Raw genomic sequence first — 26205 nt, forward strand, 5'->3', positions numbered from 1 at the left:
CGAAGCCGGAAGCGAGCCGGCATCATGGTCTTTATGATATTTCGCTTATTCAATCTTCAATGAGTTAGTACAGGTGAATCAGATGAGCAATGCCCTCGCCCTGGTCTTTCCCGGTCAGGGCTCTCAGCAGCTGGGCATGCTGCGAGAGCTCGCCGAACGCTATAGCGTGGTGCGGACGACCTTTGAAGAGGCTTCCGATGCGCTGGGATATGACCTCTGGCATGTGACCCAGGAAGGCCCCGAGTCAGTGCTCAATACCACGGCCTGCACGCAGCCGGCACTGCTGACCGCCAGCGTTGCCATCTGGCGTGTCTGGCAGGAGCTGGAGGGCCCGCGACCGGCAGCCATGGCCGGGCACAGTCTGGGCGAGTACAGCGCACTGGTGTGTGCCGGGGCAATGAGCTTCGCCGATGGCGTTCGGCTGGTGCGACTGCGAGGCGAGGCCATGCAGGACGCCGTGCCGGCAGGTCAGGGTGGCATGGCCGCCATACTGGGACTCGACGACGAGGTCGTGGAAGCGGTCTGTGAACAGGCAGCCCAGGGCAGTGTGGTCTCTGCCGTCAACTACAACTCGCCCGGGCAGGTGGTAATCGCCGGCGAAAAGGCGGCAGTCGAGCGTGCCATTTCCCTTTGTCAGGAGCGCGGTGCGCGTCGTGCCATGCCCCTGCCGGTGTCGGTGCCTTCCCATTGTGCATTGATGAAACCGGCTGCCGAGCGCCTGGAGCAGGCCATGGCCGATATCGATCTGCGCCAGCCGCGCTATCGTGTTATCCAGAATGTGGATGCCGCCTGGCACAATGATCTTGATACCATCAGAGCGTGTCTGGTGCAGCAGCTGTATCGGCCGGTACTCTGGACACAGTGTGTGGAAACGCTGGGCGAGCAGGGCGCCGGTGTGTTCATCGAATGCGGTCCGGGCAAGGTGCTGACCGGGCTGGGCAAGCGCATCGCGCGTCAGAGCCGCGGGCTTGCCGTCAACGACCCCGAGTCGCTGGCCGCCGCCATTGAACTGGCAAAAGAGATGCCGGATGGGCATTGATGACATATCGATGTGCCATACAGGACAACAAGCCCAAAAGGGACAGTAAGCATGAGTGAAGCAAGAGTGGCACTGGTTACCGGTGCAACACGCGGCATTGGCCAGGCCATCGCGCGTGAGCTGGGTCGACAGGGCCATACGGTCATCGGGACGGCCACCAGCGAGGATGGGGCGCGCCGGATCGAGAACGATCTTGCCGCGCATTCGATTGCCGGCACGGGGATGATACTCAACGTGACCGACAGTGAGGCCATCGAGCAGGTACTCGGCGAGATCACCGAGCGTTTCGGTGCGCCCCTGATCCTGGTCAACAATGCGGGGATCACTCGTGATAACCTGTTGATGCGAATGAAGGATAACGAGTGGGATGAGGTTCTGGATACCAATCTTACCTCGGTTTATCGTGTCTCCAGGGCCTGCATGAAGGCGATGACACGTGCGCGCTTTGGCCGTATCGTCAATATCAGTTCCGTTGTCGCAACGCTGGGCAATGCCGGGCAGAGTAACTATGCTGCGGCAAAGGCCGGCATGGAAGGGTTTACCCGTTCACTGGCGCGCGAGCTTGCATCACGCAATGTCACCGTCAACGCAGTGGCGCCGGGGTTCATTGCCACCGACATGACCAGTGAGCTGCCGGAAAAACACAGGGAATCGTTGCTGAATCAGATTCCGCTGTCGCGCCTGGGGCAACCCGAGGAAATTGCAGCGGCAGCGTGTTTCCTGACCAGCGATGTCGCCGGGTATATCACCGGTGAAACGCTGCATGTCAACGGCGGTATGAACATGCGCTAGAGCCGGCAAAGGACGCTGTTGCGTCCGGGAAAGACGGTCTATAAACTACCGCCAGTTTTGATCTGGCGACTCGTAAACCAGGAGTGATGATAAATGAGTACCATCGAAGAGCGCGTTAAAAAAGTTGTTGCCGAACGTTTGAACGTCAAGGAAGAAGAGATCCAGAACAGCTCTTCCTTCACTGAAGATCTGGGCGCCGACTCGCTCGACACCGTGGAACTGGTAATGGCGCTCGAAGAGGAATTCGACACCGAAATCCCCGACGAAGAAGCTGAAAAGATCACGACCGTGCAGGAAGCGATCGACTATATCGTCGCTCACCAGTAAGTTTCTGGCGCAATCCGGTCCTCAGGGTCCGGGTTGACCTGTAAAGCCGCCCCATTCGGGAGCGGCTTTATTTTTAGATAGCATTGACCGGCAAACAGCGCATGTTGCGCCGGCCCTTTCAGGCTGAGTCATTAAGCTGTATCAGTCAGCGACCGGGTCGGCAGAATCGGTATAATGGCTGCGCTATATCATGCAGCAGGCGGTCGGGTATCCAGCAGAAATTCAGGCTCTCGAGCGCACTCATCTGTCTTTTTTGGAGGAAAAACGATGCCTCGCAGAAGGGTCGTGGTGACCGGCATCGGTCTGGTAACACCGGTAGGCAACACTACTGATGCCACCTGGGACAATATCAAGGCTGGCAAGAGCGGTATCGGATCGATCGAGCACTTTGATGCCAGTGGTCTGAACACTCGTTTCAGCGGCGCCGTAAAGGGATTTGATCCAGCCCCCTGGTTCAACCCCAAGGATGCCAAGAAGATGGATCTTTTCATCCAGTACGGCATTGCGGCTTCCGTTCAGGCGATCCGGGATTCGGGCATTACCTGCAGTGACGAGAATGCTCATCGCATCGGTGTGGCCATCGGGTCGGGCATCGGTGGGCTGCCCATGATCGAAAGCAATCACCAGTCGATGCTAAAATCGGGCGCACGCCGTATTTCTCCCTTTTTCGTGCCCGGCTCGATCATCAACATGATCTCCGGCAATCTGGCGATCCAGTTCGGTTTCCGCGGTCCCAACATCGCCATCACGACCGCCTGTACGTCGGGGACGCACAATATCGGCTACGGCGCGCGCACGATCGCCTACGGCGATGCCGATGTCATGGTCTGCGGCGGTGCCGAAATGGCCAGTACACCGCTGGGCGTGGGAGGCTTCTCCGCCGCGCGTGCGCTGTCGACCCGCAACGATGACCCGCAGGGGGCCAGTCGCCCCTGGGACCGCGACCGCGATGGCTTCGTGCTGTCGGATGGCGCCGGCATTCTGGTGCTGGAAGAGTATGAGCATGCCAGGGCGCGCGGGGCCGACATTCTGGCGGAGTGCTCCGGGTTTGGCATGAGCGATGATGCCTGGCACATGACCGCGCCGCCGAGCGATGGTGCCGGGGCAGCACTTGCCATGAGCAACGCCATTCGTGATGCCGGTCTCGACCCCTCAAGCATTGACTATATCAATGCTCATGGCACCTCCACACAGGTGGGTGATGTGGCGGAAAGCCTTGCCATCGAGAAGGTGCTGGGCGCTGCTGCGCAGGATGTTGCCATCAGCTCCACCAAATCGATGATCGGACACCTGCTGGGGGCGGCCGGTGCCGTCGAGGCTGCCTTCTCCATTCTGGCCCTGCGGGATCAGGTCGCACCGCCGACCATCAATCTGGACCACCCCGACGAGCAGTGCCGTCTGGATTACGTGCCGCATACTGCCCGTGACATGAAGATCGATCACGCGCTGTCCAACTCGTTCGGTTTCGGCGGTACCAACGGCTCGCTGGTATTTTCGCGAATCTGACGGCGTCAACATGACGGACATGGATGAAAACGGGTCAACCGTTCCCCTGACGGATCGCGGACTGGCCTATGGCGATGGTCTGTTTGAAACCGTACTGGTCAGGGACGGCGTGCCCTTTCTCTGGAACGAGCACCTTGCGCGTCTGACACAGGGGGCGCAAAGACTCGGCTTTGAACCGCCTGCGCGAGCGTGGCTCGACACGCTGCCCGAAAGGGCGCCGGCGGGTGAGCACGTGCTCAAGATCGTGCTGACGCGCGGCAGCGGCGGTCGCGGCTATCGACCGCCGGTACCGGCAGCGCCGCGCTGCTGCTGGCAGTTCACGCCCTTCACGCCCAGGCCCGCGCACTGGGCGCAGGGGATAAGCGTTCGGCTGTGTCGACTGCGACTGTCGCGCCAGCCCGTACTGGCCGGTCTCAAGCACCTTAACCGACTGGAAAACGTACTGGCACGCCAGGAGTGGCAGGACGATGCCATTGCCGAGGGCATTCTGCTCAACGATCGTGATCAGCCCATCGAGGCGACCGCCATGAATCTGGCCTGGCGTGACCAGGGACGGTGGTGGACGCCGGCCCTGAATGAATGCGGCGTGGAAGGCACGCTGCGTCGCGCTCTGGTGGAAAAAGGCCACCTGAGTGTTGTAGCTGATGCGCCGCTGTCACGGTTTCTGTCGGCGCAGGCCGCCTGCCTTTTCAATTCGGTACAGGGGGTATGGCCGATCGTGCTCTGCAACGACCCGGATGATCGGCATGTGCTGGCGCAGTGGCCGATTGATGCGTCGCTGCGTCATTTACAGCGTGACGCGCATGCCCTGCTGGGCCATGACACCGCTTTCTCGACTTCCTGAGCAGGGGCTCACGTATGCGATGGTTGAAGGGTGTTCTTCTGATACTGGTGATCATGGCGGCCACGGCAGGTGGCGGCTGGCTCTGGTGGCAGCACAAGCTGGGGGAGCCGATTGCCCTGCAATCGCCTGAAATCTACGAAGTGCGCGCCGGCATGGGTGCCAGACAGATCATCGACGAGCTTCACGAGCGCGGCATTATCGATGAGCGCTGGCCCTATCAGCTGCTTGGCGTAGTGGATCCCGCGCGCCTTCGGGCGCTGCGCGCCGGCGAGTTTGAAATCCGGCCCGACATGAATGCCCATGCGCTGCTGGGCAAACTGTCCAGCAACGACGTCGTTCGCCACCATCTGACGATTCCGGAAGGACGCACCTTTGCCCAGATGCGCGAGATTCTGAATCAGGCCGAGCCGCTGGTGCATGACACTCGCGACATGAGCGATGAAGAGATCATGGCCGCGCTGGGAGAGGAAGGCGAGTTTCCCGAAGGCTGGTTTTTTCCGGATACCTATCAGTGGCGCAAGGGGGCCACGGATCTGGAGCTGTTCGGGCGCGCGCATGACAGAATGGTCAATACGCTGGATGAAGTCTGGGCCGATCGACAGCCCGATCTGCCGTTTGACAGCCCCTATGAGGCCCTGGTACTGGCTTCTCTGATCGAAAAGGAAACCGGTGCGCCTGCCGAGCGGACCCGAATTGCCGGCGTGTTCGTGCGTCGTCTTGAAAAGGGAATGCGTCTTCAGACCGACCCGACCGTGATCTATGGTCTGGGACAGGCCTACGACGGCTCCCTGACGCGTGCCGATCTGACGAAGTCCACCCGATGGAATACCTATGTCATTGACGGGCTGCCGCCCACACCGATTGCCATGCCGGGACGCGCTTCGCTGGAAGCCGCGGTCAATCCGGCCGAGGGTGACGAGCTCTACTTTGTGTCCAAGGGCAATGGCGAGCATCAGTTTTCCGCCACGCTTGAAGAGCACAACGCGGCAGTACGTCGCTATATTCTGAATCGTTGAGAGTTGCCATGACCCAGCCAGGCCGCTTTATTACGCTGGAGGGCGGAGAGGGTGCCGGCAAGAGTACCAATCTCGCCTTCGTTCGCGATTACCTCAAGGCCCGGGGCATCAGCGTTGTCACCACGCGCGAGCCCGGTGGCACGCCCATGGCAGAACGCATTCGGGCGCTGTTGCTTGGCGGTGACAACCAGGAGCCGCTGGACGATCTGGCGGAGCTTTTGCTGGTATTCGCGGCCCGTGCCCAGCATCTGGCCCGTGTTATTCGCCCGGCACTGGCCCGGGGCGAGTGGGTCGTCAGCGACCGCTTCACCGATGCCACCTTTGCCTATCAGGGCAGCGCCCGTGGCATCGACGCCGAGCGTATCGTCATGCTCGAACAGGTGGTGCAGCAGGGCCTTGCGCCGGATCTCACCCTCTGGCTGGATATGCCGGTGGCGCATGCCGCCGTTCGTCTGGCGGCGCGAGGCGGGGAGCGCGACCGCTTTGAACGCGAACGGGAAGATTTCTTCGAGCGGGTACGACAGGGCTATCGCGCTCGTGCCGAGCAGGCACCCGAGCGCATTGTCGCCGTCGACGCTGCGCAGCCGCTCGAACGGGTCCAGCACGATATCGCCATGTTGCTCGACAGACAGCTTGTGTCATGGAACTGACGCCCTGGCCCTGGCAGACTGCGATCTGGCAGCGTCTGACCGCGCTTGCCAATGAATCACGGTTGCCGCATGCGCTCATGCTGACCGGCCCTTCGGGCGTGGGCAAGGAGCGCCTGGCGCAGGCCCTGATCGCCCGACAGCTCTGCCAGACGCCCCGGGACACTGCCTGCGGCGAGTGTCATGCCTGCCAGATGCTGATGTCGGGCTATCATCCCGACCTCATGGAAATCATGCCGGCCGAGCAGGGCAAGCAGATCCGGATTGATGCGATTCGCGACATCAATGCCTTCGCCTCTCAGACGGCCCAGCAGGGTGGCTATCGCATCATTCATCTGGCCCCGGCCGAGGCGATGACCGTTGCCGCCTCCAACGCGCTGCTGAAAAGTCTCGAAGAACCGGGCAGTGACACGCTGTTTATCCTGCAAAGCGATATTCCCTCCCGCACGCTGCCGACCATTCGTAGCCGCTGTCAGCAGTGGTCGCACCCTCGGCCTGCGCGCGAGGCGTCCATGGCCTGGCTGACCGAAGCGCTGGAAGATCGGGAGCAGGCCGAATTCTGGTGGCAGGTGGCCGGCGGTCGACCGCTGCTGGCGCGCGATCTGGCTGCGCCCGAAGCCCGACAGCTGCGTCAGGATCTGCGGGAACTTTTTGAATCCCTGGTGCGCGGTGGCGACCCGGTTGCCGAAGCCGCCCGACTGGATAAGCAGACGTTGCCTGACATCCTGTGGCATGGCGTGCTGTGGCTCGAGGATCTGATCCGGCTGGGCGTCTCCGGTGACATGGACAGTGTCCGCAATCGGGATCTGCTGCCGCTGTATCGACAGGCGATCAAGAACGCCCGCGTCCGCGACTGGTTTCGCCTGCTGGATTACGCCCACGAACAGCGGCGGCTGCTGGCCGGTGGAGGCAATCCCAACGCTCAGCTGGTCATCGAATCCTGGCTGATCCGGTGGTCGGCACTGCTGCGCTCGTAAGTGTCACCGCAACTTCTGCTGTTACCGGCCGATAAGGAGAGCATTCCTTTTCTGTCAGGAGATTGTCATGAGCGCCCGGGCACTGTCTCTCACCTTCAACGACACGGAAGCGCTCAAGGCGGCGTGGATGCCGATTCTTGAGCGCGGCGGCCTGTTTGTGCCTACGTCGGTGCGTCATCATCTGGGGCAGCGGGTCTATCTGCTGCTGACACTGCCGGAAGAGCAGGCGCCGCGCCCGGCATCCGGCATTGTTGTCTGGCTGTCGCCATCAGGGGGCCCCGGTCAGCGTGAAGGCGGCATCGGTGTGCATCTTGATGCCGAAGAACAGGCACTGCGCGAGCATATTGAAGCGCTATTGGCCTGACGTTGCCGTGACACGTCGACAGCGGGGCGGGATAACGTAATTTATACCGTTATCTCGTTATTGACTGTTTTCAGAAGCACATCTTTCATCCCCCGAGCGCCAGTGATCTGCGATAATTCCCGGTCTGTTCATCGCCAATCGGGTAAGTTTAATGAACCAGTTAACCGAACAATTGTCATGGCCTTCGGTGCTGATCGATTCCCACTGCCACCTTGATCGTCTTGATGCAGCAAGCGGTGACGTGGACACCGTGCTGGCGCGTGCCCGCGAGGCAGGAGTGCGGGGCTTTCTGGCGGTGGCCACCAGCCTGGAAGGCATGTCGACGCTGGCCGGGCTGGGTCGTCGTCATGATGATGTCTTTTACGGCGTTGGTGTTCACCCGATGCAGCGTCTCGACAGCGAGCCGACGCTCGAGGAGATCAGTGCCTGTATCGAACAATACGAGCCGGTGGCCGTCGGCGAAATCGGTCTGGACTTTCAGGCCGATGACCAGGGCGCGCTGCGCGTGCCGCGGGACGTACAGCTGACACGCTTCGAGCGCCATCTACGCGCGGCCCGTGAGGCCGAGCTGCCGGTCAGCGTCCATACCCGCGGTGCGCGTGACGAGACGATGTCACTGATCGAGCAGCATCTCGACCCCGGCGTCGGCGGCGTACTGCACTGCTTTACCGAAGATCCGGCCATGGCACGGCGTGCCGTGGCGCACGGTTTCATGATTTCGCTGTCCGGCATCGTGACCTTTGCCAGTGCCGAGAACGTGCGCGCCCTGGCCCGCGCACTGCCGCTGGATCGGCTGCTGCTGGAGACCGACAGCCCATGGCTGTCGCCGGTGCCGCACAGGGGCCGGCCCAATGAACCGGCGCGCGTGCTGGAGGTGGCCCGTATCATTGCCCGGGAGCGCCATATCAGTCTCGATGAGGTGGCCATGCAGACCACGGCCAATTTCCATCGGCTGTTTCGCCGCGCCACGCCCGCCCACGACGCTGTTTCCAGCATCGCGACTGCCTGAGGAGCCTGCCGTGTCCCTGGAGAGACTGCTGACGGTTCAGACGCAGGATCAGCCCCTGCCACTGGAAAGCTGGGATCCGGCCCTGTCGGGGGAGATGGACATGGTGGTGGATCGCCAGGGCCTCTGGTGGCACGAGGGGGCGAAGGTCGAGCACCCGCGTGTGCTGCGGGCGCTATCGCGGCTGCTGCGCCGCGAGTCGGACGGGCACTACTATCTGGTCACGCCGGCCGAAAAGTGGCGGATTCGCGTCGAGGCGTATCCGCTGCTGATCGTGGACGCGACCCGTCAGGAAACGGCCGATGGCCAATCCGACTGGGTGCTGACCACGCAGACCGGCGAGCGTGCCACCCTGAACGGTGACTGTCGTCTGAGCCTTGATGACGACACGTCGATACCGCGGGTCGAGCTGCGCCATGGGCTTTCGGCCCGGCTGTCGCGGCAGTGCTGGTACTATCTGGTCGAACAGGCCGAGTGTGTCGAGGATGCCCGGGGACGCTGGCATCTGGGGCTTCACAGTGGCGGTCACTGGCATGCGCTGGGCGCGCCGATGGATGCCGACGACGGACAAGCGCCACCATCATGACGCTGACCGAGCAGCAGCAGGCCGTGGTGCACCATGGCGGGGGGCATGCGCGGGTCTTTGCCGTGGCCGGTGCCGGCAAGACATCGACCATGGTGGCCAGGGTACTGCATCTCATGGCCGCGGGCACGCCGCCCGATCGCATCCTGATTTTGATGTTCAATCGTGCCGCCCGCGAGGACTTTGCCGCACGTCTGCGCCTGCTGGCCCCCGCCGGGAGCCGACTGCCGCAGGTGCGTACCTTTCACTCCATCGGCCATCGGCTCGGGCAGAGCCTGATGCGCTGGGGCGCTCTTCCTGCCCGCCGGCTGATCGAAGGGGAGTGGCAGCGGGAACGTCTGGCCCGTCAGGTACTGCAGCAGCTGCTCGTCGATGAGCCCGCCCAGCTGGCCCTGGCGCTGGAAGAAGAGCGTATCGAGGCGCTGCTGCAGTTCTGTGATCTGGTCAAGTCGGAATGCCTGCCGCCCGCCAGGCTCCACGAGCGCGGCGACTACGGCGCCGATACCGAGCACTTTGTGCCGGCCTTTCTGGAGATGGAGCGCCAGATGCACGAGCAGGGCGTCATGACCTATTCCGATCTGCTCTATCGCCCGCTGCGCGCGCTGGTTCGCGACGACACGGCACGTCAGCGCATTCAGGGGCGCCTGGATCACATCATTGTCGACGAGTATCAGGACATCAACGAGGTGCAGCTGCGTCTGCTGTCGATGCTGGCCGGCGAGCGCGCCAGCGTGATGGCCGTGGGCGATGCCAATCAATGCATCTACGAGTGGCGCGGGGCACGGCCGGATGCCATGAATGCCCGCTTTGGCGAGCTTTTCGGCACGCCGACCGACTACCCCCTGAGCTGGACCTTTCGCCACGGCCATGCCGTCTCGCTGATGGCCAACCATGTCATTCGCGCCAATGCAGGTGCAGCGGATCAGCTGACGCTGTCGGCGCCGGACAACCCCGCAACGCGGGTGGAACATGACAGCGATGGTACGCGTCTGGTGCGGCTGCTCAGGGAGTGGCAGTCCCAGGGGCGTGACCTGACATCGTGTGCGGTGCTGGTGCGCAGCTGGTCGCTCAGCGTGCCCGTGCAGCTGCGACTGCTGCGGGACAACATCCCCTTCCAGCTGGGTCAGCAGGACCGCTTCGTCTTTCGTCTACCGCTGGTCAGGGCGCTGGCGGGCTATCTGGAGCTGACCCGACGTCCGGAGCTTTTAAGGGACAGCGACCATCTGCTGCTGCTCTATAGCCAGCCCAGCGCCTTCGTCAGCCAGGACCGTCTGGGGCCGCTGACGGCAGAGCTGGCACGCACCGGCCGCTGGCCCGAACACCATGCCATACTGGATGGCCTGAAGCCCTTTCAGCGCCGCCATCTCAAGAAACGCTGGGCGCTGCTGCAGAAGCTGCCGACCATGCGCGACCGGGCGCCGGCCGATGTCCTGTCCCACGTGGTGGACACGCTGGAGGCCGAAAAGCTGCTGCGGCGTGCCGCCGCCCGGCGCGACAAGGGCGAGGAGGATATTCGCCTGCTGGATGTCCTGATCGAGCAGGCCGGCGAGCTGGCCGACGACCCGGAGGCTTTCATTGCGCTGCTCAAGGACCCGGTCATCAACCAGGAGGAGGGCGTACTGCTGTCGACCATCCACGGTGCCAAGGGGCTCGAATGGCCGACGGTAGTGCTGGCGGGGCTCAACGAAGAGGACTTTCCCCTCTATTCCAGAGACAATCCGCTGACCCCGCAGGCGCTGGAAGAGGAGCGGCGGCTGTTTTATGTCGGCATTACCCGGGCCCGTGAGCGGCTGCTGCTGCTCTCCGATCCGGCACCGCATCGAGTGAGTCGATTTGTCGAGGAAGCCGCCTGGGAGGACAGTGTCAGGGTGACACGCACCATTGCGGCCGAACAGGAGGCGGCTCCCGGCGTGCGCGACCCGGCACTGGTCAACCGCTATCTTGATGGAATCGGCGTGGCCGCCTCGCTTCGCGCCTGTGCCGGTGGTAAAACACCGGCGGTGCTGTCCCGGGCCACTGACTGGCAGCCGGGGGAGCAGGTGCGCCACGCCGTTTTCGGGGAGGGGCGCATCGAACTGGTCGAAGGCGACCGCGAGCGCTGCGTGCTGGAAGTCCTGTTTCATCGGGTCGGTCGTCGCCGGCTCATTGCTTCACGCGCGCCGATCGAGCGCGTCAGTTAAATTCAGGGAGTTTTCATGACCACTGCACTGACAGATGTCACAACCCTTTTGATGTGGCAGCGCGATAACACACCGCTGGTCATTCTTGACTGTCGGGCGCGGCTGGATGACCCGCAGGCGGGCGCGCGACTCTACCGGGAAGGCCATCTGCCCGGCGCGCTGCGTGCCGACATGGACGAGGATCTATCGGCGCCCCCGGGGGGCGCGAAAGGCGGCCGTCATCCGCTACCGGTGCCGGAGACCTGGCAGCAAACCCTGCAGGGCTGGGGGATCACGCCCGAGACCCGGGTGGTCGTTTATGACGATCTGGGCGGCCAGCTGGCGGCCGCCCGCGCCTGGTGGATGCTGCACTGGGCCGGTCACGACAATGTGTTTGTGCTCAACGGCGGCATTCAGGTATGGCAGGCCGTGGGCGGGGCGCTGGAGCGTGACACCCCCGAGGTGCCCACCCCCAGCAACTGGCAGTGTGACTTTCAGCATCAGATGGTTGCCGGTGCCGATGAGGTGGCCGAAGGCGATGCCCTGCTGCTGGATGCCAGACCGCCGGCGCGCTATCGCGGCGAGAGCGAGCCGATCGATCAGGCGGCAGGCCACATTCCCGGTGCCGTCAACGTGCCGGGGGCCTCGCTGCTGGATGACAACAACTGTCTGACCGAAAGCGAGGCGCTGGAGCAGCTCATACCCGCCACCGGGCAGTCGAGCATCGCCTACTGTGGCTCCGGCATTTCCGCCTGCATGATCGTTCTGGCGCATGCGGCACTGGGCAGACCACTGCCACGGCTCTATCCGGGATCATGGAGCGAATGGAGCCGGGACCCCGCTCGACCCGTGGCGACCGATACCAGCGCCCCCACGGTCTGATTGCCTCATGCTCCAATAATAAAAAGGCCCCGATGTTCAGGCATCGGGGCCTTTTGCGTGACGGCATTGTGCATGACTACATGTTGGGATAGCCCGGGCCGTTGCCGCCTTCCGGTGTGACCCAGCGGATGTTCTGGGCGGGGTCCTTGATGTCGCAGGTCTTGCAGTGAATGCAGTTCTGAAAGTTGATCTGAAAGCGCGGGGCGCCCTCGCTGTCCTCGACGACCTCATACACCCCCACGGGGCAGTAGCGCTGGGCCGGCTCTGCGTAGCGGGGCAGGTTGACCTCGATGGGCACGCTGGCGTCATGCAGCTGCAGATGACAGGGCTGGTCCTCCTCGTGGTGTGTATTGGAAAGATACACCGAAGAGGGCTTGTCAAAGGAGAGCACGCCATCGGGGCGTGGGTAGTCGATTTTTCGGGCCTCTTCTGCGGGTTTGAGGCGAGCATGGTCTGCCACGTTGTCATGCAGCACGGGCAGTGGCAGGCGCAGTTTCTGCTCCAGAAAATTCCACGCACCGCCTGCGACCATGCCAAAGCGATGCATCGCCGGGCCAAAGTTGCGATGCTTCGCCAGCGCTTCATGGGCCCAGCTGCCCTCAAAGCGTGTTTTGAATGCACTGAGCGTACTGCCCCCCTCGTCGCCGCCGGCGAGTGCTTCCACCACGCTTTCGGCGGCCAGCATGCCGGACTTCATCGCCATGTGGAGCCCCTTGATGCGGGCGAAATCCAGCGTGCCGGCGTCACAGCCGATCAAAAGACCGCCGGGAAAGACCATCTCCGGCAGGCTGTTGAGACCACCCTTGGTAATGGCGCGAGCCCCGAAGGCGACCCGGGTACCGCCCTGAAGATGGCGCGCGATCTCCGGGTGATGCTTCATGCGCTGGAATTCATCGAAGGGGGAGAGCCAGGGATTCTCGTAGGCAAGATCGACGATCAGCCCGACCATGACCTGGCGGTCGCTGCCGTGATACAGATAGCTGCCGCCGTGCGCCTCGGCGGAGAGCGGCCAGCCCGCGGTATGGACCACCAGCCCCGGCTCGTGCTGCTCGGCAGGGACGTCCCAGAGCTCCTTGAAACCGATGGCGTAGTGCTGTTCGTCGCGTCCGGCGGCCAGATCGTAATGCCTGATCAGCTCCTGACCCAGATGGCCGCGGGCGCCCTCGGCAAAGAGGGTGTAGCGTCCGTAAAGTTCAATGCCCGGCTCGTGGGCCGGTTTGGGGGTGCCGTCGTGATCGAGCCCCATGTCACCGGTAATGACGCCGGTCACCTCGTTGTGGTCACCAAACATCAGTGACCGGGCGGCAAACCCCGGGAAGATATCGACCCCCAGCGCTTCGGCCTGCTCGGCCAGCCAGCGGCACAGATCGCCGGCGCTGATCAGATAGCTGCCCTCATTGAGCATGGACGGCGGGACCAGTGCATCGGGAAAGCGCACGGAACGTTCGCTGTCGCGCAGATACAGGAGCTCATCGCGCTGCGCCGGGGTATGCAGCGGTGCACCGCGCGCTTGCCAGTCAGGGAAGAGCTCATCGAGAGCGCGCGGGTCAAAGGCGGCACCCGAGAGGATGTGTGCGCCTACCTCGGATCCCTTTTCCAGCACGCAGACGCTGATCTCGTGGCCCTGATCATGGGCCGACTGCATCAGCCGACAGGCGGCGGAAAGTCCGGCAACACCTGCACCCACGATAACCACATCAAATGACATGGACTCTCTGTCCATTGGGCAACTCCTTGTGCGTGATTCATCCCCCATCCTGATGACGTCTGGCGTGTTACACTAACGCTTTGGGATAGCAATGATTCTCAGCCGCTTTCGGGGCAGCTTCGGGGGGACTCAAAGATGATTGATTATCGCATCAAGTCGCGCTCCGGCCCAATCCGAACGCTTTTTTCGGGGGTGATCGATTGTTCTGGACCGTCGACATCCCCATGTAGACCGGCAGTTGTCTTGCACCCACCGTTTCAGAGCGTTTTGTTTGTCGCCAATGGGCGGTAACACTGATGAATTTCGAGATATCCGACACCACGAGGAAGGCATGAAAGTACTCGTCGCCATCAAGCGCGTGATCGATTACAACGTCAGGGTGCGCATCAGGGAGGACCACAGCGATGTGGATCTGACGCACGCCAAAATGGCCATGAACCCGTTTTGTGAAATTGCGCTCGAAGAAGCCGTTCGCCTGAAGGAGCAGGGCATCGCCGATGAAGTAGTGGCCGTCTCCATCGGCGATAAGAGCGTGCAGGAGCAGCTCCGGACGGCCATGGCCCTGGGGGCCGATCGCGCCATTCACGTGAGCAGCGACACGGCAGTGGACTCACTAGGTGCCGCCCGGGTGCTGGCAGAAGTGGTCAAGCGTGAAGCGCCCGGCCTGGTGCTGCTGGGCAAGCAGTCCATCGACAGCGACAGCAGTCAGACCGGTCCCATGCTGGCGGCGCTGACAAGAATGCCGCAGGCCACTTTTGCCTCCAGCATCACCATTGACGGTGAGCGTCTGGAAGTGACTCGCGAAATCGATGGCGGGCTGGAGACGCTGGCGATGTCGCTGCCGGCGGTGGTCACCACGGATCTGCGTCTCAATGAACCGCGCTATGCCAAACTGCCTGCCATCATGAAGGCCAAGAAACGGCCCATCGAAAGTCTGGAAACAGGCGAGCTGGGCATCGACGTGACGCCTCGCCAGGAACTGCTTCGGGTCGATATCCCGAGAGAGCGCCAGGCCGGGGTGCGCGTGGATAGCGTGGATGAATTGATTGACAGACTCAAGAATGAAGCGAAGGTGATCTGATGAGCGACGCACGTATTCTGGTCATCGCCGAGCAGGAAAAGGGCCATCTTTCCAGCGCCACGGCCCGGGTGCTGGACGCCGCCGGCAGGCTGGACGGCAGCATCGATGTACTGGTGGCCGGTAGCCAGGCGGGTGAGGCCGCGCAGCAGGCCGCCCGTCTGAGCGGAGTCAGCAGCGTCATCAGCGTGGAAGACAGCGCCTTCGATCACATGCTGGCGGAGAACATGAGCGAGCTGATCGTCTCGCTGGCAGCGCCCTACACGCATCTTCTGTGCGCCTCGACCACCAGCGGGCGCAATGTCATGCCGCGGGTTGCAGCACTTCTGGGCGTCGGGCAGATATCCGATGTTGTGTCGATCGAATCCGGCGACACCTTTGTGCGACCCATCTACGCCGGCAGCGTGCTGGCCACGGTGCGCAGTCTGGATGCCCAACGGGTACTGACCATTCGCCCGACCGCCTTTGAGCCGGTGGGCGAGCAGAGCGCGGCCGGCGTCTCGAGCGCTGACAGCACCGGTGAGCAGGGGCTGGTCACGTTCGTTGAAGAGCAGCTGGCCGGCGGCGAGCGGCCCGAACTGGGCGGTGCCCGCGTGATCATTTCCGGCGGGCGAGGCCTGGGCAGTGCCGAGAACTTCCGCCTGATCGAAGGGGTGGCCGATCGCCTGGGGGCTGCCGTGGGGGCCTCGCGTGCCGCCGTGGACGCCGGCTATGTGCCCAACGATCTGCAGGTCGGCCAGACCGGCAAGATGGTGGCGCCGGAGCTCTATATTGCCGCCGGCATTTCCGGTGCGGTACAGCACCTGGCCGGCATGAAGGACTCGAGGGTGATCGTGGCCATCAATTCCGACGAAGAAGCGCCGATCTTTCAGGTCGCCGACTACGGTCTGGTCGCCGATCTGTTTCAGGCCCTGCCCGAGCTTGAACGCAAGCTCTGATCCGCGGTCTGAAGAAGTGGCATGAGCCGGCCCCGTGCCGGCTTTTTCATGGATGGCCGGTGCAGGCGGATGACCACTGCGCTGCCGCGGCGATGTTAGTGATGATCATTTGATAATTGTTCTTGTTTCTATTAAGTTGCCTCGAGTATCCGGCACTGTCTGCCCGGATAGCCTCCCATCCTTATCGTACGCCTCTTCCTGGAGAACCATGTGAGGACCCGACGTCGTAATTGTTGCCTGAGAGGCGCTGCCTTGTCCCTGATGACGATAATGGCCTTGCCGACGCTGGCAGAGGCGTCGTCACTGCGTGATGAAACCGCTCGGCAGCAGCAGCAGCAGCAGGCCATTCAGGACCGTATCGACCAGGCCGATGACGACACGCGCGCGCTTCTGACAAGGCTGCGCGATGCCCGCTCATCGGCGCAGCGCCTCGAGCGCTACAACGATCAGCTCGCCTCGACGCTGGAAGAACAGCAGGCGCGGATCGACCGGCAGCAGCATGCCCTTGAAACGCTCGACGACACCCGCGAGGCGCTGCCCGACACGCTGCATGACATGCTGGATCGCCTGCGTTCGCTGGTCGAGGCCGACATCCCCTTTCGACACGATGAGCGCATGGCGCGTCTCGAGGGGCTCGAACGAACGATTTCGAACCCCACCATCCCCCCCGAACAGCGCATGGAACAGCTGCTCTCCGTCTGGCACACCGAGCTTGACTACGGGCGCGGCATGGACAGCTGGCGGGGTCAGCTGACCCAGGGGGACCAGCAGCGCGACGTTCAGTTTTTGCGCATGGGGCGCATCGGTTACTACTACCTCACGCCGGACGGCGAGCAGGGTGGCGTCTGGAAACACCGTGATCGTCAATGGCATCCCCTGGACAGCGCCGAGCGCACCATGGTCAATCGCGGCATTCGCATCGCCAACGATCAGCGCGCGCCGGAGCTGCTGTCGCTGCCGCTGTCCATCGAACCGGACAGGGCGTCATCCGAATCCGCGTCGCAGGGGACATCATCATGACCGTGGTAAAATACATGGCCGGACAGCTGGCGGGCGTCACGCTGGCCCTTGTGATGGGGACCGCGCTGCCGGTGTCTGCCGCCGAGCCATCGGCCCCGTCGCTTGACGACATTGTTCAGGACTACCAGAAGGACTCGGCGCAGGCGCGCGAACGTGACATGTCGCGGCTGGAGAGCCTGCTGGATGATCGCGAGCAGCTCGAGCAGGCGGTGGCAGAGGCCGAAGCGCGCCAGCAGCAGGCACAGCAGCGTCGTGACAGCCTCGACAGCACGCGCCAGCGTCAGGAAGCGGCCATCGCCGACATCAACGAGCGCCGCAGCACCGAAGGAGAGGATCTCCAGCCCATGTTCGACCGGCTGCGTCAGGAGATCAACGCGACCCGCGATGACCTGCACAACAGCTGGCTGATGCTGGGCAGCGATATCCATCTGCCGACGCTGGAAGAGGACAGCATCGCCGCCACCGATGACCTCGAGCAGTATGCCCGCACCATGAGCGAGCTGATCGCGCGCAGTGCCCGGGCCGAGCATCTGCAGCTGAGCGTGGCCGGGCAGGATGGCAATATCACCGAGCGCGATGTCATGCGCCTGGGCGGCATGAGCGCCTTCAGCGAGAGCGATCTGCTGCGCGCACCGGCCGACGACCGGCCGCTGGCCGTGGCGGCCCATACGCCGGGCGGGGTGGCCGGCGAGCTCGAGGCGCTGGCAAACGGCAATGGCGACACCATGGCGCTGGACCCCACTGATGGCGAGGTGCTGGAAGCGCTGGCACAACAGCCCACGCTGACCGAGCGTATCGCTCAGGGCGGCGTGATCGGCTACATCACGCTGGCGCTGGGCGCCATCGGCCTTTTGATTGCTCTGGCCCAGTTCGTGTGGCTGGCGCTGGTCAGTGCGCGCACGCGTCAACAGGCGCGCCGGTTCGAGGATCTTCGCGACGACAACCCGCTGGGCCGCGTGCTCAAGCGCTTCGGGCAGCAGCAGCGCTACCACGAGCCGGAAGTGCTCGAGGCGCGCATGGATGAAATGCTGCTGGCCGAGCAGCCCGGGCTCGAACGGGGCCAGGCGGTGGTCAAGGTAATTGCCGCCATCGCGCCCCTGATGGGGCTGCTGGGCACGGTCACCGGCATGATCGGCACCTTCCAGGCCATTACGGTGTTTGGCAGTGGCGATCCCAAAATGATGGCCGGCGGTATCAGTCAGGCGTTGGTGACCACTGTGCTGGGCCTGATCGTGGCCATTCCGCTGCTGTTTGCCAATACCGCGCTCAATAGCCGCAGCCGCAGCCTGATGAACATGCTGGAGCGACAGGCCAGCGCCCATCTGGCCGATCGTCTGGACGAGCAGCAGGCCGGGCTGGACACCGATACCCGCCTGCATGGAAGTGCCTCATGATCGAGGCACTGCTGCACCCCATCGGCCGGCTGGCCAGCGCCGGCGGGCCCGTGCTGGTGGTTATCGCGCTGGTCGCCGTCGTGCTGTTCACCCTGGCGCTGGAGCGGCTGATCTACTGGCAGTGGCGTTATCGGCGCCAGCGTCAGGCGCTGATCGCCCGGTGGCAGAGCCGCCACGAGCACGTCAGCTGGAGCGCGCGCACGCTGCGTGAGTGCTGGTGCGGCGAGCTGATCAGTGCACTGAGAGCCTCGCTGCCGTGGCTGAAACTGCTGGTGGCGCTGTGCCCGCTGCTGGGGCTGGTCGGCACCGTGACCGGCATGATCCAGGTGTTCGACACGCTGGCCATTACCGGTGTGGGTCAGGCGCGCAGCATGTCGGACGGCGTGGCACGGGCCACGCTGCCCACGCTGGCCGGCATGGCGGTGGCCGTGGTGGGCATTTTGTTTACCAGTCGGTTTGAACATATCGTGCGGCGTGAGGATCAGCATCTTCACGATCGACTGACCCGAGCCACGGAGATCGATCATGCGTAGACGGCGAGCCCGCATGGAGGAAGAGACCACCGGGGTCGATCTGACGCCGATGCTGGATGTGGTCTTTATCATGCTGATCTTTTTTATCGTCACCACCAGTTTCGTGCGCGAAAGCGGTGTGGAGATCGAGCGTCCCGAATCCAGTGAAGCGACCCAGCGCAACGATACGCAGGTGCTGGTGGCCATCACCTCGGAAGGCGCCGTCTGGGTGGACGGGCAGGCCGTTGACAGCGACGTCGTGGGTGATCGCGTGCGCGAAGCGCTCTCCGGCAGCGATGGCAACGTCGTCATTCAGGCCGATCGCGCCTCGCAGACGGGACTGTTGATCCAGACCATGGACCGTATCCGTCAGGCAGGTGTCGAGAACGTGGCGGTCGCGGCCTCGCAAGGAGAGAGCTGATGCGTCAGGCGCTTGCGCTTCTGGGCGCGCTGGCCCTTGCACTGCTGCTGTTCTGGGGGCTGGCCCTGATGGTCGCGCCTCCCGAGCCGCGTGAAACGCCTCGGGAAACCGTGACCATGTCGGTCGTCGACGACGTGGCCGCACCGGCTCAGGCGCCTGAAGCTGCCAACGAGATTGCCGCCGCGGCACCGCCGCCGCCACCCCCGGCCGCCCCCGCGCGGCCGGCACCGGCGCCCCAGCCGGCAGAGGATGTGCAAAGCGATATCGCGCTGCAGACGCAGGATGTCAGCGAGCCCCGGCCACCGGATGTGGCGATGAACGATAACCTGCCGGCGCTGGAGGTCGAGCGGCCCGAGCCGGCGCCCGAACCGGAGCCCGAGCCCGAGCCGGCACCGCAGCCGACGCCCACGCCGCCGCAGGAGCAGACCACGCCGACGCCGGCCTCGCAGGGCACGCAGCAAAGCGAGCAGCAGGCCGAACGCAGCGGCGGTACGCCCGATGGCGCGCCCGCGGCACAGGGCGGCGGTACGGTTCAGGCACAGCCCACCAGCCGGGTGCAGCCGGAATACCCCATGCGGGCGAGACGGCGCGGTGAAGAGGGCTTCGTCGAGATGAGCTTTTTGATCAACACCGATGGCAGCGTTGATGCTTCCTCTATTCAGGTCACGGCATCGGAGCCCGGCGGCGTATTCGACAGCGCCGCCCGCGAGGCCATCGAGCAGTGGCAGTTCCCGTCCCGGGAGGCGCCGGCCCGCACGCGCCAGCGCCTGGTCTTCAAGCTGAGGTAATGCCATGTTTTGCCACTATCCAACAGGGCATCGACGTCGTCGCCGGGGGCCGCTGAAGGCGCTGATGGCGATGGGCGTCGGACTGGTCATGCTGATGGGCGGGGAGCAGCGCGCCACGGCCGCCGGCCCGGCGCTGTCCCAGCAGAGCGTCGATCGATTGCAGGGGCTGGAGCGTGAGCTCTCCGCCGGCCACTACCAGCAGGTCGTGGATACGGCGCGTGCCCGGGCCTCAAGCGCCGGCAGCAGTCAGGGCGATCAGTGGGCCCGGGCGCTCTATCTGCAGCTGGCGGCCAGCGCCGCGCAGCGACTGGATCAGCCCGGTCGCGCCGCCGATCTGCTGTATCAGGCGCGCAGCATCGAGACGGCCCCGCTGTCGCAGCGCCTGCAGTGGCTTGAACAGGAAGCAAGGCTTCGGGTTCGGGCCGGGCAGTTCGGGCAGGCGGCGGCACTCTTTGATCGCTGGCAGGGGCAGGCCTCGCTGGCCCCCGATGATCTCTGGCTGGGGGCGCGCATTCATGCCCGTCTCGAGCAGTGGGACAATGCCCTTCGCTGGGTCAGGCTGGCCCGCCGGGGTGACACGACGCCGGACAGCGAGCAGCTGGCGCTGGCCGCCAGCGTCTATCAGCAGGCCGGCCAGTTCAGCGAGGCCTCTGATGTGGTCGAGGCGCAGCTGGCCCGCGACGACAGCGACCCGGCGCGCTGGCAGCAGGCCGCTGCCCTCTATCAGCGTATCGATCAGCCGGGGCGAGCCGCTGCGCTATGGGAGGCCGGCTGGCGGCGGGGCATTCTGACCGGCGAGCAGGCCCTGCTGACCCGGGTCAGACTGCACATGGCCGGCGGTACGCCGGCGCGTGCGGCCGAAATACTCCAGAAGGCACTGGATAACGGCGACATCGAGGACAGTGACGCCCATCGTCGCCTGCTGGCTCGCGCCTGGGCGCAGACGCGTGATCATCAACAGGCGCTGCAGGCCTGGCAGACAGTAGCCGAGCGCACCGATGATGCCCATGACTGGTACATGCTGGGCGATCTTGCCTATGGCTGGGGTGTCTGGGAACAGGCAGAGCAGGGCTTTGCCAGGGCACGCGCCAGGGGTGGGGACAATCCCGGACAGCTGCTGCTGATGGAAGGGGTTGCGATGTATGAACAGGGCCGTCTGGAACAGGCACAGCAGGCCTTTCAACGGGCCGGGCAGTTTGAGGGCAGTGCGGAACAGGCGGATCAGTGGCTGGCCCTGATCGATAATGATCGAAAGCAGCCCGAACGATCGTCGTAGCCCCGGTGGCCCGCCGGGGAGATGGCCCGCGCCGGGCGGGCCATCGGCTCAGCAGCCGTTGCCTGTCACAACACCGGTCAGATCAGTCAACGGACAGGGTGGTCCAGACCGGTGCATGATCGGACGGTTTTGTCATGGCGCGCAGATCGTAGTCGATACCAGCATCCTGCACGCGAGGCGACAGGCCCGTGCTGGTCAGGATGTAGTCGATGCGAAGCCCGCGTCGGGGGTCGCGCTCGAAACCCTTTGAGCGATAGTCAAACCAGCTGAACAGGTCGTCGCGCTGCGGGTAGCAGCGACGATAGCTGTCCTCGAATCCCCAGGTGATCAGGCGCTCGAGCCAGCCGCGCTCTTCGGGCTGAAAGCTTGTCTTGCCCTCGCGCAGCCAGCGCTTGCGCGCCGATTCGCCAATGCCGATATCGATGTCGGCAGGCGAGATATTGAAATCGCCCATGACCGCAATCAGCTCGTCGGGCCGATGCTGCTGCTCGAGATGACGCGAAAGCTGGTCATAGAAATGGCGCTTGTTGGGAAACTTGGTCGGATGGTGAATGCTCTCGCCCTGCGGGAAGTAGCCGTTGTAGACGGTCAACTCTCCGGCGGGCGTGGTCAGCGTCACCGCGATCATGCGCCGCTGGGCATCGTCGCTGTCGTCCGAAAAGCCCAGCTGTACGTGCGTTGGTGCCTGTCTTGTCAGAAGCGCCACGCCATAGTGGCCCTTCTGGCCGTGGTAGTGCACGTGGTAGCCAAGGTTTGAGACGGCATCGAGGGGAAATTCGCTGTCCTGAACCTTGGTTTCCTGTAGCCCGATGACATCGGGGGCATGGGTCTCTACCAGCGCTTCGAGCTGATGCTGGCGGGCACGAATACCGTTGATATTGAATGAAACCAGGCGCATGTCAGCTGTCTTGTGATGAATCGGATGGGGCATTATCGTCCTGCGGGTGAAGCGGTAGCGTGACCCCTTCCCGGCGCTGGCGCGCCAGCTTGCTGGCCGCCTGGCTCTTGCGCTGGTCGCGCTTTTTGGCCGCAAACCGCGGTGTGGACGTTACTTCATCGGGATTGTCATGTCGCCAGCGGCGATAATCCTTGCGCTTGCCGGTACGGATCGTCACCTTGTCGGCCAGCGAGCGCGTCTTCTTGCGACGGGTCATGGGAACCTCTCGTGTCTCGCCTGAAGCAGTGTGCTGCAGTGTCATGCAGTTTAACAATTTGCGCGCGCGCTGGCTTGTATCGGACACGGTTGATGCACAACTGAGTCAGCGGTGCTGATACAATGACGCGTTGTCTAGTCTATTCATCTCAATCCAAAGTGATCGCAGCATATGAGTGAGTCGGAAAACTCTCAGCCGGCACAGACGTCGGCGGAGGCGCCCACCAATGCCAATCGTCGGCCCAAGCGCCGCCGTCGCAAGCCCCGTCGAAGCCAGTCGCGCAACAATGCCCGGACCGGCAGCCCGCAGGGCCATCAGGCAGCGGGCGGCGACGCCGCGGCTGCCCTGCCGGAAGTGCCCGCCGTGGCCGGCAAGTGGCGCTTTCAGGATTTCAATCTGCCGCTGCCCCTGATGCAGGCCATCGCCGAGCAGGGCTTTCACTACTGCACCCCGATCCAGGCGGAAGCGCTGCGCCACACCCTGCTCGGGGGCGACGTGGTCGGCAAGGCGCAGACGGGCACCGGCAAGACGGCAGCCTTTCTGATCTCGATTCTGGCCTACTTCCTCGAAGAGCCGGCGCCGGCCGGGCAGAAGCCGGGCGCGCCCCGGGCACTGATCATCGCGCCGACGCGGGAACTGGCGATGCAGATCGAAAAGGATGCGAAGGCGCTGATGACCCACACCTCGCTGCGGGTGGCCAGCGCGGTCGGCGGCATGGACTATCAGAAGCAGCGTCAGAAGCTCGAAAAGCCGCTGGACATTCTGGTGGCCACGCCCGGGCGCCTGCTCGATTTTCATCAAAAGCGCGATGCCGATCTCTCCCAGGTCGAGGTGCTGGTGCTGGACGAGGCCGATCGCATGCTGTCGATGGGCTTTATTCCGGACGTCAAGCGCATCATTCGTGCCACGCCGAAAAGCACCGAGCGTCAGACCTTTCTGTTCTCGGCAACCTTTACCCAGGACATTCTCAACCTGGCCAGCCAGTGGACGCATGAGCCGGCCCACGTCGAGATCGAGGTCGATACCAGCGCCGCATCCAACATCGACCAGCGGGTCTATCTCGTCAGCGATGCCGAGAAGTTCACCATTCTCCGGCGTCTGATCGAGCGCGAGAAGCTCGAGCGGGTCATGGTCTTTGCCAACCGGCGCGATCTGGTGCGCAAGCTGGATGAGCGCCTGCGCAAGGCGGGCATCAATGTTGCCATGCTCTCGGGGGATGTGCCGCAGAAAACCCGCGTTACCACGCTCGAGCGCTTTCGTGAAGGCAAGGTCGCCGTGCTGGTGGCCACCGACGTGGCCGGTCGCGGCATCCACATCAACGACATCAGCCACGTGGTGAACTACACGCTGCCCGAGGATCCGGAAGATTACGTGCATCGTATCGGTCGAACCGGCCGGGCGGGCGCGCAGGGCACCTCGATCAGCCTTGTGGGCGAGGAAGACGGCTACGCACTGCCGGAAATCGAGGCTTACATCAAGGATCGACTGCCCTGTCAGCAGCCGCCGGCCAATCTTCTCAGCGATGACTGATTGCGGCGGCTACCCGAAGGCGGAGAGGTACTGTGCTCGACGACGCGCTTAAAAGCGATATCCAGGCGGCCTATCGACGCGTGATCGAAGCGCGCTCGCTCAGGCCCCGCTATGGCCAGCGTCTGATGATGGCCGAGATTGCCCGGACGCTTGGCGATATCAAAAGCGACGAGCAGGGCAAGCGCGTCAGTCAGGAGCACGTCTGCGTGCTGGAAGCCGGCACCGGTACCGGCAAGACACTGGCCTATCTGCTCTCGGCGCTGCCGATCGCGAAGGCCCGCGGCAAGCGCCTGGTCATTTCGACGGCCACCGTCGCCCTGCAGGAGCAGGTGCTGCATCAGGATCTGCCGATGCTCAAGGCCAGCAGCGGGCTCGATTTCGAGTACGCGCTGGCCAAGGGGCGCGGGCGCTATGTCTGCGTGGCAAAGCTTGATCAGCTGATGGACGGGGTGGAAGAGAACCCGACCATGTCGCTGTTCGAGCAGAGTCTGGTCAGCAGTCAGGAAGACATCGGCGAACTGGCCCGGGAGCTGGCCGAGGCCTACGGCAGCGGCGAGTGGCAGGGCGATCGGGACAGCTGGCCACAGACCATTGCCGATCCGCAGTGGCGTCGCCTGACGGTCGATCATCGTCAGTGTACCAATCGGCGCTGCGGGCATTTCGGCGCCTGCGCCTTCTTTCGTGCCCGGCGCGGCATGGACGAGGCCGATGTCATCGTGGCCAACCACGACCTGGTGCTGGCGGATCTGTCGCTGGGCGGCGGCGTTGTGCTGCCCGAGCCGAAGGAGACGATCTACGTCTTTGACGAGGCGCATCATCTGCCGGACAAGGCGCTGGAGCACTTTTACCATCGCCAGGGCGTCAATGCCGCCATGCGCTGGCTCGGCCAGCTCAAGAAGTCACTGACCGATCTCAATACCGGGCTGGGCGCGCAGCACACGATTGCCCGGCTGCTGAGGCAGTTCCCGGAGCTGCTGGCGGATATCGAGCCCCGGCTGGGAGAAGCCTTTCGGCTGGCGCAGCCGCTGGCCGAACGCACGCCGGAGGATAACGAGCGGCTGAATTACCGCTTCCCCATGGGGAAGCTGCCGGCCGCCTTCCGCGATCTGGCGCAGCAGCTTGTCACGCCCTTTGCCGAGCTGTCGCGCCATCTGGAAACCATCAGCGATATCCTGCGCGAGAGTCTTGATCCGGACAAGTCGACCGGGCTGGCCCGTGAGCAGGCCGAGGCGTGGCTGCCGCTGATCGCACTCGTGCACGGCCGGGCGCTTGAGGCGCATGCGCTCTGGGAGGCGTTCGGCGCCGACGATGGCGAAGAGGCGCCGCCCCGGGCGCGCTGGCTGACGTTCGAGCAGCGCTCGGGCGAGGCGGAGCTGACGTTCTCGGCAAGTCCTGTCAGCGCGGCCGACACACTGGCCCGCTATCTGTGGGGCAGCTGTCACGGGGCGGTGCTGACGTCGGCCACCCTGACGGCGCTGGGGCGCTTCGATCGCCTGCAGGAGCGCGCCGGGCTTGCCAATCGCTACCGCTATCAGAGTCTGCCCAGCCCGTTCGACTACTCGCGTGCGGTACTGTCGGTGCCGCGTGCGGCGGTTGATCCCGGCGATCGGGACGCGCACGAGAGCGCCATCGTCGAATTTATCGAACAGCTCGGGTCGGATGAGGCGGCGCTGGTGCTCTTTTCATCGCGCAAGCAGCTCCGGGCGGTCACGGCCAGGCTCGAAGCGGCTACGGCCGCCCGCACGCTCTCTCAGGATGACATGCCGCGACGCGAACTGATCGAGCGCCATCGACAGCAGATCGATGATGGACGCGGCAGTATCATTCTGGGGCTGGCCAGTTTTGCCGAGGGGATCGATCTGCCGGGGGATTATCTGACCCACGTCGTGATCACGCGTCTGCCCTTTGCCGTGCCCGATGATCCGGTAGGAGCCACGATGGCAGAGTGGATCGAGTCACAGGGGGGCAATCCCTTCATGCGGATTTCGGTGCCCGATGCGTCGATCAAGCTGGTACAGGCCTGCGGTCGACTGATTCGCAAGGAGGTCGACAGCGGGCGTATCACGCTGCTGGACCGGCGCGTGCTGACGCGACGCTACGGTCGGGCGCTGCTGGATTCGCTGCCGCCGTTTCATCGCGAGATCGAGGGCGAGGGTGCCCCCGCAACGCTTGCTTCCTGACACCACGCTGTACATGAAAAACCCGGCCATGGCCGGGTTTTTTTGATAGCGCATCGAGTCCGGA

Annotated in this window: 26 protein-coding genes; 23 read left to right on the forward strand and 3 right to left on the reverse strand. The window is 63.9% G+C overall.

Annotation, left to right across the window (positions count from 1 at the left end; all coding sequences use genetic code 11):
* The first annotated feature begins 82 nt into the window (after positions 1-82).
* The 13 genes from fabD (at position 83) to M1D97_RS07645 (ending at position 12142) form a co-directional block, all read left to right on the forward strand.
* Positions 83-1039, forward strand: a complete 957-nt coding sequence (gene fabD / locus M1D97_RS07585; RefSeq protein ID WP_456270123.1) for an ACP S-malonyltransferase — start codon at positions 83-85, stop codon at positions 1037-1039.
* 51 nt (positions 1040-1090) lie between these two features.
* A complete protein-coding gene (gene fabG, locus M1D97_RS07590) occupies positions 1091-1831 on the forward strand; it encodes a 3-oxoacyl-ACP reductase FabG (RefSeq protein WP_456270124.1) in 741 nt (246 codons plus the stop codon).
* A gap of 93 nt (positions 1832-1924) precedes the next feature.
* On the forward strand, positions 1925-2158 hold the full coding sequence (gene acpP, locus M1D97_RS07595; RefSeq protein ID WP_019951639.1) for an acyl carrier protein: 234 nt from the start codon (positions 1925-1927) through the stop codon (positions 2156-2158).
* Between the two features lie 267 nt (positions 2159-2425).
* Entirely contained in the window at positions 2426-3664 is a 1239-nt protein-coding gene (gene fabF, locus M1D97_RS07600; RefSeq protein ID WP_456270125.1) for a beta-ketoacyl-ACP synthase II, read from the forward strand.
* A 10-nt stretch (positions 3665-3674) separates the two neighbouring features.
* Positions 3675-4508 carry an aminodeoxychorismate lyase gene (gene pabC / locus M1D97_RS07605; RefSeq protein ID WP_456270126.1) on the forward strand — a complete coding sequence of 278 codons (834 nt, stop codon included), beginning with the start codon at positions 3675-3677 and terminating at the stop codon, positions 4506-4508.
* Positions 4509-4522: 14 nt separating this feature from the next.
* Positions 4523-5524: an endolytic transglycosylase MltG gene (gene mltG, locus M1D97_RS07610; RefSeq protein WP_456270127.1), complete on the forward strand. Its 1002-nt coding sequence runs from the start codon at positions 4523-4525 to the stop codon at positions 5522-5524.
* Between the two features lie 8 nt (positions 5525-5532).
* A complete protein-coding gene (gene tmk / locus M1D97_RS07615) occupies positions 5533-6174 on the forward strand; it encodes a dTMP kinase (protein ID WP_456270128.1) in 642 nt (213 codons plus the stop codon).
* Complete coding sequence (locus M1D97_RS07620) at positions 6165-7148, forward strand: DNA polymerase III subunit delta' (RefSeq protein ID WP_456270129.1); 984 nt, start codon at positions 6165-6167, stop codon at positions 7146-7148. Before tmk ends, M1D97_RS07620 begins: the two co-directional genes overlap by 10 nt.
* Before the next feature lie 67 nt (positions 7149-7215).
* Positions 7216-7512: a PilZ domain-containing protein gene (locus M1D97_RS07625; RefSeq protein ID WP_456270130.1), complete on the forward strand. Its 297-nt coding sequence runs from the start codon at positions 7216-7218 to the stop codon at positions 7510-7512.
* Between the two features lie 187 nt (positions 7513-7699).
* Positions 7700-8521 (forward strand): TatD family hydrolase, encoded by an 822-nt coding sequence (locus M1D97_RS07630; protein ID WP_456270191.1) that lies wholly within the window; start codon positions 7700-7702, stop codon positions 8519-8521.
* Between the two features lie 10 nt (positions 8522-8531).
* A complete protein-coding gene (locus tag M1D97_RS07635) occupies positions 8532-9104 on the forward strand; it encodes a DUF1285 domain-containing protein (protein ID WP_456270131.1) in 573 nt (190 codons plus the stop codon).
* Positions 9101-11281, forward strand: a complete 2181-nt coding sequence (locus M1D97_RS07640; protein WP_456270132.1) for an ATP-dependent helicase — start codon at positions 9101-9103, stop codon at positions 11279-11281. The genes M1D97_RS07635 and M1D97_RS07640 overlap by 4 nt, the downstream gene beginning before the upstream one ends.
* Before the next feature lie 15 nt (positions 11282-11296).
* Positions 11297-12142: a sulfurtransferase gene (locus M1D97_RS07645; RefSeq protein ID WP_456270133.1), complete on the forward strand. Its 846-nt coding sequence runs from the start codon at positions 11297-11299 to the stop codon at positions 12140-12142.
* 76 nt (positions 12143-12218) lie between these two features.
* On the opposite strand, the gene M1D97_RS07650 is transcribed toward M1D97_RS07645, so the two are convergent.
* The gene (locus M1D97_RS07650; RefSeq protein WP_456270134.1) at positions 12219-13850 is read right to left on the reverse strand and encodes an electron transfer flavoprotein-ubiquinone oxidoreductase; all 1632 of its coding nucleotides are present in this window, start codon (positions 13848-13850) and stop codon (positions 12219-12221) included.
* Between the two features lie 331 nt (positions 13851-14181).
* Between M1D97_RS07650 and M1D97_RS07655 the strand changes: the two genes are divergently transcribed.
* From M1D97_RS07655 to M1D97_RS07690, 8 genes are all read left to right on the forward strand, one after another.
* Entirely contained in the window at positions 14182-14931 is a 750-nt protein-coding gene (locus M1D97_RS07655; RefSeq protein WP_456270135.1) for an electron transfer flavoprotein subunit beta/FixA family protein, read from the forward strand.
* Positions 14931-15866: an electron transfer flavoprotein subunit alpha/FixB family protein gene (locus M1D97_RS07660; RefSeq protein ID WP_456270136.1), complete on the forward strand. Its 936-nt coding sequence runs from the start codon at positions 14931-14933 to the stop codon at positions 15864-15866. The genes M1D97_RS07655 and M1D97_RS07660 overlap by 1 nt, the downstream gene beginning before the upstream one ends.
* A 270-nt stretch (positions 15867-16136) precedes the next feature.
* Positions 16137-16886: a DUF3450 domain-containing protein gene (locus M1D97_RS07665; protein WP_456270137.1), complete on the forward strand. Its 750-nt coding sequence runs from the start codon at positions 16137-16139 to the stop codon at positions 16884-16886.
* On the forward strand, positions 16883-18280 hold the full coding sequence (locus tag M1D97_RS07670) for a MotA/TolQ/ExbB proton channel family protein (RefSeq protein ID WP_456270138.1): 1398 nt from the start codon (positions 16883-16885) through the stop codon (positions 18278-18280). The genes M1D97_RS07665 and M1D97_RS07670 overlap by 4 nt, the downstream gene beginning before the upstream one ends.
* Positions 18277-18813, forward strand: a complete 537-nt coding sequence (locus tag M1D97_RS07675; RefSeq protein ID WP_456270139.1) for a MotA/TolQ/ExbB proton channel family protein — start codon at positions 18277-18279, stop codon at positions 18811-18813. The genes M1D97_RS07670 and M1D97_RS07675 overlap by 4 nt, the downstream gene beginning before the upstream one ends.
* Positions 18806-19213 (forward strand): ExbD/TolR family protein, encoded by a 408-nt coding sequence (locus M1D97_RS07680; RefSeq protein ID WP_456270140.1) that lies wholly within the window; start codon positions 18806-18808, stop codon positions 19211-19213. The genes M1D97_RS07675 and M1D97_RS07680 overlap by 8 nt, the downstream gene beginning before the upstream one ends.
* Entirely contained in the window at positions 19213-20001 is a 789-nt protein-coding gene (locus M1D97_RS07685; protein ID WP_456270141.1) for a TonB family protein, read from the forward strand. The genes M1D97_RS07680 and M1D97_RS07685 overlap by 1 nt, the downstream gene beginning before the upstream one ends.
* A 64-nt stretch (positions 20002-20065) precedes the next feature.
* Entirely contained in the window at positions 20066-21277 is a 1212-nt protein-coding gene (locus M1D97_RS07690) for a hypothetical protein (protein ID WP_456270142.1), read from the forward strand.
* An 82-nt stretch (positions 21278-21359) separates the two neighbouring features.
* Here M1D97_RS07690 and xthA read toward each other — a convergent pair whose 3' ends face one another.
* The gene (gene xthA / locus M1D97_RS07695) at positions 21360-22175 is read right to left on the reverse strand and encodes an exodeoxyribonuclease III (RefSeq protein ID WP_456270143.1); all 816 of its coding nucleotides are present in this window, start codon (positions 22173-22175) and stop codon (positions 21360-21362) included.
* Between the two features lies 1 nt (position 22176).
* Positions 22177-22431: a hypothetical protein gene (locus M1D97_RS07700; RefSeq protein ID WP_456270144.1), complete on the reverse strand. Its 255-nt coding sequence runs from the start codon at positions 22429-22431 to the stop codon at positions 22177-22179.
* A gap of 171 nt (positions 22432-22602) precedes the next feature.
* Here M1D97_RS07700 and M1D97_RS07705 point away from each other — a divergent pair, with 171 nt between their 5' ends.
* The gene (locus M1D97_RS07705; RefSeq protein ID WP_456270145.1) at positions 22603-23961 is read left to right on the forward strand and encodes a DEAD/DEAH box helicase; all 1359 of its coding nucleotides are present in this window, start codon (positions 22603-22605) and stop codon (positions 23959-23961) included.
* 32 nt (positions 23962-23993) lie between these two features.
* Entirely contained in the window at positions 23994-26141 is a 2148-nt protein-coding gene (gene dinG, locus M1D97_RS07710) for an ATP-dependent DNA helicase DinG (protein ID WP_456270146.1), read from the forward strand.
* Positions 26142-26205 lie beyond the last annotated feature (64 nt).

This window comes from Kushneria sp. AK178 (assembly GCF_053903105.1).